We start from the raw sequence: 14,579 nt of genomic DNA on the forward strand, positions 1-14,579 counted from the left end.
TTATCTCAAGCTTCGCTTATCTCGACTTTTATAGGCTTAGATTTCTGTCTAAGCCTAATTATCGTAATCTTATGACCCAGACACTAACAACGTATCATCAGGCTCATAATCATCGTCATTGACAGTATCCATGCTAACTGCATTTGCAAATTTCTTTGTACTGTTCAATGTGAAGAATCGTTTACGGCCACGAGCCAATTGAATGTACTTTAACCATACTCTCTCAAGCTTGGTTTTTGCTTTCCCAGGATGAGAGAGTACCTTGATAAAGTGTTTTTCTTCAGCATTTTCAGGGGTTATTTCACCAAGTTCTAACCCTAGCATTGTGTCGCCGTAAGTAATGAGGATATCTTCTTCAACCAAGGTGAATTCTCCGGACTTTGCAAAGCCACGGGGAAATTTTACATTATCATAAAAACGTTTTTTGCCATTACGAAAAATAATTTCTGACATGTCAGCCTCAAGCACTCTTTAAGTAAGAACATTAGTGGAATAAATCTTGAGTAAAATTACCGCTAAACAATTAAAAATAAAAACAAAACGTTTTAATCGTAACCACAATAATTCCTTGCTACTCTTTAGCAAACGCACATGAGGATTTTCCATGGATGTTAAAGTTTTTAGAACTTTTTTAGAGCTTGCTAAAATTAAACACTTTGGACGCACAGCCGAAAATTTATACATAACACAAGCTGCTGTTAGTGCTCGAATAAAACAATTGGAAAGCTATTTCGATACTAAACTGTTCACCCGCGATAGGAATAACATCAAACTAACGAGTTCAGGCGAACGTTTGATTGGGTATGCGGAAGTGATGGTGTCAACCTTACAACAAGCTAAATTTGAACTCTCACTTGAAAGCAGCAAGGTTCTACAACTAACACTGGGTGGCACCCCAAATATTTGGGACGCTTACCTGCAGAACTGCCTTAGCATTGTGACCGACTCATTCGAAGGTTACGGATTCATGGCGGAAGTGTTAAGCAGAGAGCAACTAAATCGGAACCTTCTTGAGCGAACTCTGGATATGGCTTTCGGATTTGACCCACTCAAAGCGGATGAATTTCATTGCCATAAAGTCGCGGATTTAGATCTTGTTTTAGTTTCAACCGATCACTCTAGTTTAGAAGAAGTGATGCAAGGTAAGTATGTTTATGTTGACTGGGGATCTCGTTTCTCATCTGAGCACGCTGAGCGCCATCCAACTTTTCCGCCCGCCTACTTAAGAACATCCACCGGACGTATCGCACTAGATTTTATCTTAGAAAAAAGAGGAAGTGCTTACCTGCCAGCCTCTATGGTTGAGCCTTTTATTGAATCTGAGCAGCTATACCGTGTCTCTGGTGTTGAGCAATGGAAGCGACCACTCTATTTAAGCTATCGTAAAAACAGTGGCTCCATAGACGCGATTTGCGAAGTTGAAAAACTCGTCACTCAAATCGACCCATCCAATGCCTATGTTTTACAGCAAGCAGGTGAACTGACCATCAATTAATCTGTCATTGCACCTTTTAAGCCTCTTCACTGTTAAGTGATAAATACCGAGACAGTGAAGAGAGAAAAGGCACTCGTCGCATCTACCCTATCAACGTTTCCAGCCTACTCTTTCCTGCCCCTCGTTCTAAATAACTTAAAGCAGTCATAATGACTCAACCAAAGAGTGTCATTATGACAAAGTCCATCCGGTAATTATCAAAAAACCTCAATTGATAAGCATTCTCGCGTATGGCATGAAAAGTGCTATCTTTATATAGACACTAAAAATAGTGGTTGGTATTGGTTAACTTTCATAAGGAACACAATATGACAGACATTCCACACGGTTTAGTATTAGGAAAGGTGATGAATAGAGTTGAGTGGAACAATCAACTGTTTAGTTTACATGTTCAAGCTCCAGTTTCACCCTACCTTGCTGGTCAATTTACTAAACTGGCTGTGTTAAATGGTGACGAATTGATACGTCGCGCTTATTCAATGGTCAATCACCCTGAGCATAAAGCAGGTCATCAAAATTTGGAGTTCCTTATCATAAAAGACGCCGATGGCCAGCTCTCGCCGAAGTTACACAAATTAAGTATTGGTGATGAGGTATATGTAGGAAAGGATCCCAGTGGCTTTATGACACTAGATGAAATACCAGCGACAGCAAAAGATTTATGGCTTCTTTCAACAGGCACAGCAATTGGTCCTTTCTTAGCTATGTTGGAGACCCAAGGACTAGAAGATCGATTTGACCATTTAATTTTGGTTCATGCCGTTAGAACAGAAAATGACCTTACTTATTCACAGCGCATTTCTCAACTCACCTCTCGACTAAAGGGAAAACTACAATATGTGCCAATTATTTCTAGAGAACATGTCTCCGGAAGTTTACGGGGAAGAATCCCAGCGTTGCTACTTAGAGGCGAGCTCGAACGCGCTACGCAACTGCCCATCAGTAAAAGACACAGTTTCTTCTATCTTTGTGGAAATCCAGCAATGGTTCGAGACACAAGCGACGCCCTAAAAGAACTTGGATTAACCAAACATTTACGTAAAAAATCGGGACAATTCAGTAGTGAAAATTATTGGTAGCGACAGTAAATAGGTAAGCGAGCTTTAGATAAGTTAAATAGTGCCAATAATAAAAAAAGGAGTGCACATTGGCACTCCCATTTCATCTAACGGTAGCGTGAACCGTTGTTTTTATTGTCGGGCATGGTCTTATAGCGCCGATGCATCCACATCCACTGATCCACACCTTTCATGATCACTTTTTCTACCGCCTTGTTCATAACAACAGCGGCTCCTGTAGTATCTCGCCTTGGGAATAGCTGACTAATATCTTCATCAATATCTAGGGTATACAACTCATCCGTTCTGAAGCTAGAAGCTGTCACAACAGCGCATTTCGTTGCATCGACTAAAACACCTGTGCCCATCGTCGTACTCGCCTGTTCTACTGCAAAAAACGGAACGAAAACAGAATTTTTAAATCCATAATCATGGTCAGGAAGATACCAAAGTCGCCCACCTTTGCGGAGAATTTTCATCATCCCTTTTACATCTTTACGATCCACCATTTGGTGCCCGAAGCGTGTACGCCCCCAAAACTGAATGAAATCATAAGCTGGATTATTATGAGGTCGATACACTCCGTAGCCAGGAGCAAACAAGCTGAATGCGCGGGCTGTCATCTCTAAATTCAAGGCATGGACACAAACAACCAAAACACCTCGCTTTTCAGATTCAAGCTGTTTCATCTGTTCTGTGTTCACTAACTTAACGTGATTTCTTACTCGCCAGTCCGGCCAAAACCAGGCCATACCCGTTTCAATGATCGCTAAACCAGAATTGTTAATATTACTTTCTAATATCTTTTTCTGCTGATCTTTCTGCATATCAGGAAAAGCTAAAGAGAGGTTCTTCTCTGCAATCGACACTCTTTTCTGTGCAAATTTTTGAGTCAGTGAGCCAATGTAAAATCCCAACCGTTTTAATAAGCGATAAGGTAAAACGGTAACGGTAAATGCCAATAAACCAAACCCAAGCCAAACTCCCCAATATTTTGGAGATAACAGTTTGATGGTGAATTTAGGGGCTGAATAAGATTTCATAATAGACAAGTGTTTCCTTATTATTCGTATAACGCACACAATAACAGTAGAGCCATATTACTCCATAACAGAATTGAACCAAATGCCTGATATAAAAAAAGCCACTTCCAACACATAGATATCTATGGTTAAAAATGACTTCAATATCTTCATTATTGACTAATTAGAGGGGTAATTAACTAAAGCATAGCCCAGAGCATAATAAACAGCATCTCTCACTGCGGTACGATCACCCTCAATAATAGTGAGGAGATCAGAAGCGGCTCGTTGCCCACCCATTACACGATCAGAGTTCACTAGCATTTTTCTATATGCCTGATCTTCATCAATAACCTTAATCCAAGAATCTAAAAACATTTCAGGTGATGATATATCTAATGGCTCTAAGATCATCCCCTTTAAAATAGGTCTTAGCTCCTCATAAATGTTTTCTTTACGTTTAAAGTGAGCATTTATTCCTGATCGGCTGATTTTAGCTTTCTTGGCTATGTTAGCAAATGATAACTCTGCAATACCGTCTTCAACGACGATTTTCAAAGAGGCGTTGATGATTCTCTGTCTAGTTAATTTCGCTTCCGCTTGACTGACTCGTGGCATGTTGAACTCCTTAATTAGCTCAATACTACCCGAATTTTATCCCATGATGCAATCATATGAATTAAAAGATATTTACTTCTATTTTGTGATGAATAACCTTATCCGATTCGAAAGTAAACGTACATCTAGCTTACAGAATCAAATAATACCGACTCGAATAGACGCAATAATAGAACGGTCCATTAAGCGACAACTAAACTCATATTGGAAGATATGAGTTATAAAATATCCAATCGAACAAGCATGAAGCGGCTTCCATTTGCAAGCAGCACACTTTGTCATCAAGCCAATGAAAAAATGTACAAAAATAGTCTCAATTACGACTCTGCTTTCTACTGCAAGTATAGCGTTACGTCAGTCAGTGTTGCTTACTATACAACCATACTCTTTGTGATCCTCTCAACGATATTATAGTGACCTTTTTCGGCTAGCTCCCAAGACGCATAATTCTCTTGAGATCGATCGAATCGACCACCATGTACGTTCGTTTCAAATAATGCCGGGGCCGCACCACTATCTGAGCAATCACGCCCAAGAAAAATAGTGCTGACAAGTATTGGTTGAGCTCTAAAGTGGTTAATTTTACGTATCATCTTAGCGCTGCCTTTTTTAAAGGGCTTACGTGCTGGAATTTCTTTAACTTCAACATGCCTAGTGCCTTTGCGAACACTCTCTTCAAACCATATAGCCCAGCGAACATAGTCTTCAGTTAAAACTGGCTGTTTTTCAACCAAAATGTAATTTTTAGTATTCATATTCATCATTGCGCCTTGATTAAAAAGTATCACTACATACTTATGCTTCAGTTAAATGTAAAAACTATCCTGTAACCCTATACATAGGTAAATTACATCGCATCCTAGCGCCACTTGCTTTTCAACAGTAGCAATATGGTACCAACAAAAACTAAACCATTAAAGTACAACACCCTTTATCATGACTTTACAGTATATCATTTAACTTAGATATATAAATGTTACAACTAAGAGTAAATAGTTAATTTATTTAATTTGCACTTGATATTCGCATTTTATAAAGAGGGATTTTTATTCAATAAACCTTACAACAGCCTAGTAAAAACCCGCTCCTGAGGTAAATTAAATAGAAGCATACTGAATATAAATTCAAAAACACAAAAATAAACCATTAACATACTGTTAAGAAAAAAGCGTTTGGTGTTAATTTTGGATCTGTTTTTATCGTTTTTTTTTATTCCAAATAATTTTTTACAAAAACAAAAAAGTATAAAAACCATCGCTTCCGACAAGAACAACAATAAAGGAAAGCTTCCTTTTCTGGTTGGATTTTACCGTACGGTTTCTATTTTTATCAGATTAACAGTTTGTGATAAACGGGGAGAAAACAGATGATGATATGTAGGACCAAACCATATGCGAGTTACATTACTTGCTCTACACTCGTTGGTTAAGAAAATTACCTTTGAAAGTGTTTTGATTCATTGTTGAAAGCACATCACTGGCCTTTATTCGCTTTAATACAACGCCTGATTCAGTATCTTTAACTGAAATAACTTTACCGCTGTACTGATTTTCTACCTTAGTTTCAATATTTTTTGCGTTAGCACTGATGGCTTGATCAATATAGTTTGCAGCAGAGTTTATTTTGACTTGATTTCCAATTGCATATTGATTTGAGTTATTACTTTTGAAAGCACCCCCAACAGAGGCAAAGTTGTAATAATTTCCACTAACTTGCATAGAGCTCTCCTCGGTTGAATCGAACTTTGATTGTATTAAAAACCATGTGAATTTAATGTCGAATTAGAGGGGCTTATCTTCTATAAAGATGAGAAATAAGACGGAAAAACTTTCTGATGAGCATCACGTATTTACAAATCATCCATCACGCAGAGTGAGCGATCAAAATCTTCCGCAACAAAGACCACATATCTAAGTTATTGAATAATAATAACTTCACAACTTGAATATACCGATATTTCATAATCGACATCTAACACTAATTTGATATCAATAATTCCAATATCAACAACGGTTTTAGCTATTTCTTATTCCATCAAGGTTTCGATACTCTTCACCAATAACTTGAGGATTATTAATATGATAACAACATTGCCTACCCTGTATATTAAGGGCACTTTTAATGGCTGGGGACTCGATTCACCGCTATCTGAAACCGCTACTGGGCAGTTCAGTACCACAATTTGCCTCTCATCGGATACACACGCATTTAAGATCACAGATCAAGATGGCACAGCATTATGGACTTTTTCCGGCCACCCTATCGATACAACATTACTGGTTGTGAATAAAGAAATACCGCTCGTAAACACTCAAGGAATTGGTAACGACCTTCATTTCAAACCACAACAAACAGGGCGTTTTGATGTCGTTGTCACTTTCACAGGGCAGCACGCTACCGTAGCAGTAAGCGCAAGCAAAGAGAATATTGAACCAACAGCATTGCGTGATCACCTTACTTATCAGGTAGACGCCGTTCACTATTTACCTCGACAACCACCAGCTCCAGTTCACAACTGTTTAGCTAGTGATCAACTTTTTGCTCAAATAGAAATTAGCAAATCGTCCCCCTTTCCGTTTGTATTTGGGGACAACCAAGATGGTTATTACGAAGGTAAAACGCATACTTTTGCCAATGCAGGAAAATATCGCCACTCCCAAGGCTGGTATTTAGGCACATTTGCGAGCTTTATTGACGGTAGGATTAACGATAAAACAAAAGCACTTGACGCTAGGTTACAGGCATACGGGCTTGAGCACCGTTACGAGTCCTCGGCAGATAGGTTCACGCTTATCTCAGGACAACGTACAGCCTGCCTTTCGGTACAAACTCATCAACCAAAAGCCTTGTCCATCGTTCCAGAACTCAATATTGCATTCAACCAATCTGAGATCTCCACGTTTAAGCATGGCATCGTTTACTCTTTGCCAACAAGCCTTTGTCCAGACGGCGCTCCTCAACACATTGCAATAACAGCCAATAAACCATGTACATTCAATGAAGTAAGTTTCAGCGATCACCCAGAGCTCGACTCGACTCTTCATCTGTCCGGTGACAACGTTAAACTCTTCATCCACAGTTTGAACAACGAAACACAGTTCGACGTATACCTCTGCTTTGCTGAATCAAAATCTGCTGCCATTCATTTAGCAGAACAAGCGATCGATTCAGACTTGGTCAATTTAAACCGATACTCGATTTATCACTTCTTATGTAAAAATTATCTCTGGACCAATGATATTGAGTATAACCGTGCAGTAATGTGGGCACGACTAGCCAGTCGTACCTTTGTTAACCATGAATTTGGGGCTGGCATTTGGGCAGGGTTACCTTGGTTTAAAGATTGCTGGGGAAGAGATACTTTCATTGCGCTTTCTGGAACGAGCCTAATTAACGGCCAATTCTCGGAAGCGAAGGAGATCATCACCAATTTTGCTTCAATGCAAATGACAGATGAAAATTCGATAAATTATGGCCGAGTCCCCAACCGAGTGACCAGCCTTACCAATATGATTTATAACACCACAGATGGTACTCCGTGGATGATCCGTGAGGTTATGGAATATCTAAACTACAGCGGTGATTTAACCTTTGCTCAAGAGATCTACCCTGTTGTAAAACGTTTTGTTGAAGGCATCGAAAAACGTTACTTAGATGAAAATGGATTAATGACGCATCGAGATCCAGACACATGGATGGATGCAAAAATCGACGGTCAAATTCCTTGGTCGGCGCGTGGAAATCGCGCTAATGATATCCAAGCCTTATGGTATGCGAGTCTACAGTCGGCCATTGTACTTGCCGAACTCAATCAGGATGTAGCCGCTAAAACGCATTGGGCTTCCCTACTCCAACAAGTTCGAAGTAATTTTGAGTCCCTATTCTGGAATAAAGAAACCCAAATACTGGCGGATCGAATTGAAGCCGACGGCCAAGCTGATTATAGCATTCGCCCAAACCAGCTCATGACGCTAACCGTTCCGCTACAAGAGCCACTACTAAGCCCTGAAATTGGATCGAATGTTGTATCGAATGCAGTTTCTGAACTTCTCTTTCCTTGGGGCATTTGCTCTCTGAGCCAAAGTGATGAGCTGTTTCACCCATATCACGATAAACAGAACCAATACCATAAGGACAGCGCCTACCATAATGGGACAATTTGGGGCTGGAATGCTGGCTTTACTGTATCTAGCCTAGCCATGTTTGGTGGTGAAAACTTAGCATACCAACTGAGTAAAAATCTCGGCCAACAAATAACCGACCAAGGTCATATTGGAACAATGAGTGAAAACTTAGACGCTTGGCAAAAAAACGACGCAGATCTAGTCGAAAGTGGGACTTTTGCTCAAGCTTGGTCTGTCTCTGAATATGCTCGAAATGCACAACAAGATTATCTTGGCTTTAAACCGAACCTGTTAAACAACCAACTTGTTTTGCACCCAAAACTGCCTACAGCATGGCGTGAATTCACTGCCACACTCCCATTTGGTTATGGTAACAACTTAAGTCTAAGCTTTAATCGTTGTGGTGATATTCAACATTTCACATTCCAATCAACACAGAAAGAGTCAATGGCTCTGAAGCTGATATTAGAGTCTCAACCAGGCAGTAGAGTAACGGTGAGTGGTGAATTAGTTGGAACGATCAAGATTGAGTTTAATGCTCAAACGGGCGGGCTCAAATCGGATATCAATAACCTAGAAACAAAGATAGAGGCATCAATTCATTCTGATTCAGTGGCTAACCTTAAGTTCACTCAACCGAATTGGGAAATAGAACCGACATCAATGTCTCAACCTAACTACCTAAAAGACAAAATTGAGAATCAAGCCCACCAAGTAGCAACAGACTAGAGTAGATTCTCGATGTCATACTGTTCGATATAATACTTCTCAATAAAAAACGCAGCGGTAATTCGCTGCGTTTTAATTTATGCAAAGATGGCTAAAAATGAATTATGTTGTCCTTGAAAAGCCTTCAAATAAAATCTATGTTATTTACATTTAGACACCATAACATGGCGAGGCTCCCCTTTCCCACCAAGCTCTAAACTCCATACATATTGACCATCTTCAGGAATATTAACGGCTGTATCTGCACCGTAACCACCAAAGGTGAGAATGGTAAACTCATCAACATTCATTTTCTTACCTTTAGCCGTAAATTGTGGGAACCACAATTCCGTAGCATACTGCATCGTATATTTACCTGCTTTTTCATCTACAACTGCTTGATAAATATTATGTCCTTTATAAGAGTACTTACGCTTTGGTACGTGCTTCCAGTTTGAGTCCTTGAACGTACCAACAACAAATAGTGGTTTGTTCACAGGTCCCTTATCTAAACTATCCACATTCATACAAGAAGACATAAACTTCGATCCATCTTCGGCAGATAGATTTACGACAGGTTGTAACTCTTCTTCAGCGGTAGACTGGCATCCTACAACTGATATAAGTAACGTGGCGGCAAGTGATAACTTAAAAATATTCAATGTCAATTCCTTTTAATTTGTATTTGTTGGTTATGTATCATCTCATTTTGAATAAATATTCAAACGTAAGTAGTGATTATTTTTCATTAATAGCTTTAATAAAAACTTGCTGAACATTTTCTACATTCAGTGCTTTAGCTTCATCAAGTAAACTAAGTGCTTTAGGTAGATCATCATTTGCCACTGCTTTCTTAATGGCATCGTAATAATAAGTTTCTGTTTCTGGTTGAACTTCAGCTGCATTTTTTATTTTATTCGACTCAGGAATAATTGGGGCTGAAGGTGATTTGGACTCACTAAATAAACTAAAACCAGAACGAGTTTTCAACACAACTGATACAGTCCCATATTTACTATGACTTGCTATAGGGTCCTCTATTGCAGGAGGGTCATTACGCTTAGAAATTGCCATAGCTTTTGCTGGATGCAGAATAGTCGTTGTTTCTCTTAAATCGTCTTGAGTGGTGTAGATCATTACAAACGCTTTAGATACAGACAAAGGTAAATTAAGTTCGACTTCCCCAGAAAACATCGCTCCCTTTACAAAATCATTTTTATCATAATCAAAAGCATTTGATGAATATTGCTTAATTATCTGCATATTCTGATCATAAACAACGACACTTGGTGTAAATACAGAAAGTTGAGCTATCGGGGAGTTAATTTCAAGAGTGATTGGGACTCCATGGTTATCAAATGAAAAGCCTGAAATAGGAGTCTCAAATTTATCATTGGATAAATATTGAGTTTCTGTTGAGAATGTAAATAAAAATGAACTTGGAATGTCCACATGATTCCATTGGACATCTTTTACATTTGAAATAACTTGAACGTCTTTGCTACCAACGTTATTTGGCATATGTTGCGTTGAAGAACAACCCGATACAAAGAGTAGCCCTAAGAGTGCAAACCATGTTTTTTTATTCATAAAGTAACCTATTTATTTACACAAATAGCCAGCAAGTGCTGGCTATTTGATTTCTTACTTAATTTGAGGCTTTCTTTTTACCACCAAGCTTCAACTTGAGCACCAACCATCATGTCATTTTTGTCAACGGCTTGGTCACCATTGTACATGCTTGCAAATACACGAATTGCAGGACGAGCCCAGAAGCTAGAACCAGCTTGCCATTGCTGCGCCAAAGTAACTTTGTTTAAGTCTTCTTTTTCAGCACCCCAGTCAGATCCAAAGTCTTGTTGGAAATAACCAAGCTCTACAACTGTGCTCATTGATTCTGACCATTTATATGAAGGACGCACTACAACACTCAATGCCGTAGCATCATCAGCACCACTTGCTGCGCCTACACCTTTATCAAAAAGCTGTGCGTAAACAACAGAGTAACCTAGATCCCATTTATCACCTTCAATAACACCCCAGTCAATAAGACGCATTGATTTACGACCTTCTTGACCTTTCTCCATATTGTATGAATCACCTAGGTGGTTACCAACAAAACCAGACCATGCATAACCTTCAGTATTATACTGGATTACCGCTTTGTTGAAGCCCATGCTATGGCCTTGCGTATGTTCCGCTGTAAACGAGATACCAGTTTTATCTAAACCGTAATCTCCAGCGTTACCAACACCAGCATCAACTGCTTTTTCTTGAGCATCAGTGTGAGAAGGCTTTGCAGCTAATAGAATGAATTCCATGCTGCCTTTATCATTTGTTTGTAGGCCTGTGTATCGAAGATCTACTGTATTTGCTGTAGAGTAAACTTGAGTACCCTCTAAAGCTTGTGTCTCATCTTCAGGTGTTGAAGGATCATCTTTTGTTAAAAGTGGAGCTTTCCATTTATGCTGAATGACTGCTGCATGGAAATTACCAGGACCAACTTCGATATTTTCAATACCAACACCGTTGCCGGAGTTATTCAGATAGTACATATCTAGAATATGAATATCTTTACGACCATAAAAACGATTACCAGCCCATAGTTTCATACCATTAGACATAGAGTAATCAGCCCAAGCTTCACGGAATGATGCTCGTTGACCATTCCAAGGGCTATCAGGATCTGTCCCAATACTTTGGAAAGAGTTACCGCGGTTATCTAGGCCACCATCTTCATAAGTACCGTATGCAACTAACGTATGAAGGTTAAATGCATCACCTTCTGCACTTTCCCAAACTTTATTTACATTTACAGATAGCTCAGCATACGTATCACACTCATCACCTAAGCGACCTACTGCATGGCCGAAGGTCGTTGGACCACCATTACCATAACAAAACTGAGAACCACCATCAGCATTAGCACCGAAGCCTGCACGCATGTATCCATGAAAATCTGTTTCTGCAGCGAATGCAGAGCCCGCAGCTAATGTTGTAGCCACTGCAGCAGCAATTAAACTTACTTTATTCATTCTTAACTCCATCAAGGATGATTTATAATTTATGGACGACTTATAATTTTTTGGTTCTTTTTGCGATGCATCCTGTAAAGGCAGTAAACAGGTCGCATCGAAAAAAGAGGTAAGATGGGAACAAGTCCCCGGTTGTTTCAACGAGGTCCATAATAGGCAAGGATGAGAAGGCTGACTTCCTCCACCTTAATTAAATTTAAGGGGGATGATTAGGGATGAGATAAATTACAGAATGACGTTTATTTAGCTTTGATCACACAAACAGGGGGGAGGAGGCGATCGATTTATATCGGATACCCTGACAAAACGATAACTAAGTCATAGTTTTGTTAAACCCATTAATAAAAATGTAATTTAATTACATAAACATTTATCTAAATAAGGTGCTTGACCTTGTTGAGACAAAGCTTTTTACTAATAGTTCTATCCGTGTAGTAAATGAAAAAGAATTCCTAACATGACAAAAACGCTCTCTCGCCCTTATCCACTTGGCGCTACGCTCAACAATAATGGCTGTAATTTTTCCATCTATGCTCCGGAATGCAAATCGATAAAACTTGCTCTATTTGATGAGCAAGATAAGTTTGAAACCTTCCCTTTAGAAGGTGAATATGCAGGGATTCGTTATACCCATATTCCAAACATCAAAGCACAGCAAAAATATGGTTACATTATTGAAACAGAAAAGGGATTACACCTTTTATCTGACCCTTATGCTAAAGCCATTGATAAAGCACTCCACTACGAGACACCTTATAGCTCAGAAAAAAGCTTCTCTATGCCAAAATGTGTTGTCATTGACGATAAGTTTGATTGGCAAGGTATTGAGCAACCAAGAATTCCCAAAGAAGACACCGTTCTTTTTGAAACTCATGTAAAAGGCTTAACTAAGCTGAATCCAAATTTAAATGAAAGCGAAAAAGGCACTTATTTAGGCTTATACAGCCCCGAAATGCTCGCCTTTTACAAACAACAAAATATTAACTCTATCCAACTATTACCCGTTGCGGCATGCATGCATGAGCCCCATCTATTAGAGATGGATAAGGTTAATTATTGGGGATATAACCCATATTTATTCATGGTTCCTGACCCTAGATATGCTAAAAATGATGCGGTAACTGAGCTAAAAACAGCCATTCGGGAACTGCACAAAAATGGCATCGAAGTCATTTTAGATGTGGTGTATAACCATACGGCGGAGAGCGGTGAAGGTGGGCCAGTATTCAACTGGAAAGCTCTAGATTCACGTGTATATATTAAACACGGTTGCCATTATGCCAACTTTACAGGCTGCGGTAATACCGTTGATTTAACATACCAACCAGCACTCAACCTTGTGATGGATACTCTTCGCTATTGGGTCAAAGAGTTCAAAGTTGATGGTTTTCGCTTCGATTTAGCCGCAACTCTAGGTAGACAAGGGGACAATTTTAACCCTGAAGCAGCCTTTTTCAAAGCTGTTGCCCAAGATCCAACCCTACGCGAAACCAAACTTATTGCAGAACCTTGGGATATAGGCCCAAATGGTTATCAAGTAGGCAATTTCCCTCTTGGCTGGAATGAATGTAACGATAAACTGCGTGACATTACCCGTAGCTTCTGGCGTGGTGATCAAGGCTATTTAAAAGAGTTTGCCACTCGACTAATGGGTTCGCGCGATCTCTACAGTGCCGCCAATTGGCCTCATAAACTGACCGTCAATTACATTACCTACCATGACGGCTTCACTATGCAAGATCTTGTTTCCTACAAGCATAAGCACAATGAAGAGAATGGCGAACACAACCGAGATGGGCATGGAGATAACCGCTCAGAAAACTACGGAGTAGAAGGTCCTTCTGAGAACATGCTTATTATCGCCACCCGTGAAAAACAAAAACGTAACTTCATGGCGAGCTTAATTTTTGCGTTTGGTATTCCTCATATATTAACGGCTGATGTGCTATCACATACCCAAAATGGCAACAACAACGCTTATTGCCAAGACAGTGAAACCAGCTGGTTAAATTGGGAGATCAATGAAAGAAAAGATTATTTCAAAGGCTGGCTATCGGAAATGATCAGGGCACGCCAAGAGTTTATGGTGCCTTTCATTAAAGCGTTTAGTGGAGAAGGTAGAAACAATAACCGCATTTTTTGGCGTCGTATTGATGGAACCTTAATGGAACATGATGATTGGAACCGTTTGAGCTCTGTTGCGCTGCATTTGGGTATTGATAGCGATGGTGCTGAAATGGTTTACTTAATCAACCAAACCAGCGCTCCTGCGAGATTTAAGTTACCAAATGATAAAAATCAAATTTGGGAAACCATATGTGATACCAACTTGAGAAATGTACAGCATGGACACGCAGAAGGAGAAGTTCTGTTGTCGCCAACCTCAATGGCTATATTACACTTTCGACCTAAAAATTAGCAGGGTCAGTACTATCAGTCTGTTCGAATAGTATCAGTCTAAACATAAAGGCGAGATGATTTATATCTCGCCTTTTTTACATCTTTAAAAACGGGTAAAC

General features: G+C 39.5%; 12 protein-coding genes. 4 read left to right on the top strand and 8 right to left on the bottom strand.

Going from position 1 to position 14,579, the window contains the following annotated elements; all coding sequences use genetic code 11:
• Positions 1-69: 69 nt before the first annotated feature.
• A complete protein-coding gene (locus F0249_RS01180; RefSeq protein ID WP_017052401.1) occupies positions 70-453 on the bottom strand; it encodes a DUF413 domain-containing protein in 384 nt (127 codons plus the stop codon).
• Positions 454-604: 151 nt separating this feature from the next.
• Here F0249_RS01180 and F0249_RS01185 point away from each other — a divergent pair, with 151 nt between their 5' ends.
• Positions 605-1,495: a LysR family transcriptional regulator gene (locus F0249_RS01185; protein WP_171755567.1), complete on the top strand. Its 891-nt coding sequence runs from the start codon at positions 605-607 to the stop codon at positions 1,493-1,495.
• A 308-nt stretch (positions 1,496-1,803) separates the two neighbouring features.
• Positions 1,804-2,574 carry a ferredoxin--NADP reductase gene (locus F0249_RS01190; protein ID WP_171755568.1) on the top strand — a complete coding sequence of 257 codons (771 nt, stop codon included), beginning with the start codon at positions 1,804-1,806 and terminating at the stop codon, positions 2,572-2,574.
• Between the two features lie 86 nt (positions 2,575-2,660).
• Here the strand turns inward: F0249_RS01190 and lpxL are convergent, their stop codons facing one another.
• From lpxL to F0249_RS01210, 4 genes are all read right to left on the bottom strand, one after another.
• Complete coding sequence (gene lpxL, locus F0249_RS01195; RefSeq protein ID WP_171755668.1) at positions 2,661-3,596, bottom strand: LpxL/LpxP family Kdo(2)-lipid IV(A) lauroyl/palmitoleoyl acyltransferase; 936 nt, start codon at positions 3,594-3,596, stop codon at positions 2,661-2,663.
• A gap of 159 nt (positions 3,597-3,755) precedes the next feature.
• On the bottom strand, positions 3,756-4,193 hold the full coding sequence (locus tag F0249_RS01200; protein WP_017052397.1) for a TetR/AcrR family transcriptional regulator: 438 nt from the start codon (positions 4,191-4,193) through the stop codon (positions 3,756-3,758).
• A gap of 371 nt (positions 4,194-4,564) precedes the next feature.
• The gene (locus tag F0249_RS01205; RefSeq protein WP_141707842.1) at positions 4,565-4,948 is read right to left on the bottom strand and encodes a hypothetical protein; all 384 of its coding nucleotides are present in this window, start codon (positions 4,946-4,948) and stop codon (positions 4,565-4,567) included.
• A 657-nt stretch (positions 4,949-5,605) separates the two neighbouring features.
• On the bottom strand, positions 5,606-5,911 hold the full coding sequence (locus tag F0249_RS01210) for a hypothetical protein (protein WP_171755569.1): 306 nt from the start codon (positions 5,909-5,911) through the stop codon (positions 5,606-5,608).
• Positions 5,912-6,271: 360 nt separating this feature from the next.
• Between F0249_RS01210 and F0249_RS01215 the strand changes: the two genes are divergently transcribed.
• Positions 6,272-9,046: an amylo-alpha-1,6-glucosidase gene (locus F0249_RS01215; protein ID WP_171755570.1), complete on the top strand. Its 2,775-nt coding sequence runs from the start codon at positions 6,272-6,274 to the stop codon at positions 9,044-9,046.
• Between the two features lie 140 nt (positions 9,047-9,186).
• Here F0249_RS01215 and F0249_RS01220 read toward each other — a convergent pair whose 3' ends face one another.
• From F0249_RS01220 to F0249_RS01230, 3 genes are all read right to left on the bottom strand, one after another.
• Entirely contained in the window at positions 9,187-9,687 is a 501-nt protein-coding gene (locus F0249_RS01220; protein ID WP_171755571.1) for a glycosidase, read from the bottom strand.
• A 76-nt stretch (positions 9,688-9,763) separates the two neighbouring features.
• Positions 9,764-10,615 carry a MalM family protein gene (locus F0249_RS01225; RefSeq protein ID WP_171755572.1) on the bottom strand — a complete coding sequence of 284 codons (852 nt, stop codon included), beginning with the start codon at positions 10,613-10,615 and terminating at the stop codon, positions 9,764-9,766.
• A 77-nt stretch (positions 10,616-10,692) separates the two neighbouring features.
• Positions 10,693-12,060: a carbohydrate porin gene (locus tag F0249_RS01230; protein WP_171755573.1), complete on the bottom strand. Its 1,368-nt coding sequence runs from the start codon at positions 12,058-12,060 to the stop codon at positions 10,693-10,695.
• Positions 12,061-12,517: 457 nt separating this feature from the next.
• Here F0249_RS01230 and glgX point away from each other — a divergent pair, with 457 nt between their 5' ends.
• Positions 12,518-14,479, top strand: coding sequence for a glycogen debranching protein GlgX (gene glgX, locus F0249_RS01235; protein WP_171755574.1), 1,962 nt, complete (start codon positions 12,518-12,520; stop codon positions 14,477-14,479).
• Positions 14,480-14,579: the final 100 nt, after the last annotated feature.

Source organism: Vibrio sp. 03-59-1 (genome assembly GCF_013114135.1).
Lineage (GTDB): Bacteria > Pseudomonadota > Gammaproteobacteria > Enterobacterales > Vibrionaceae > Vibrio > Vibrio cortegadensis.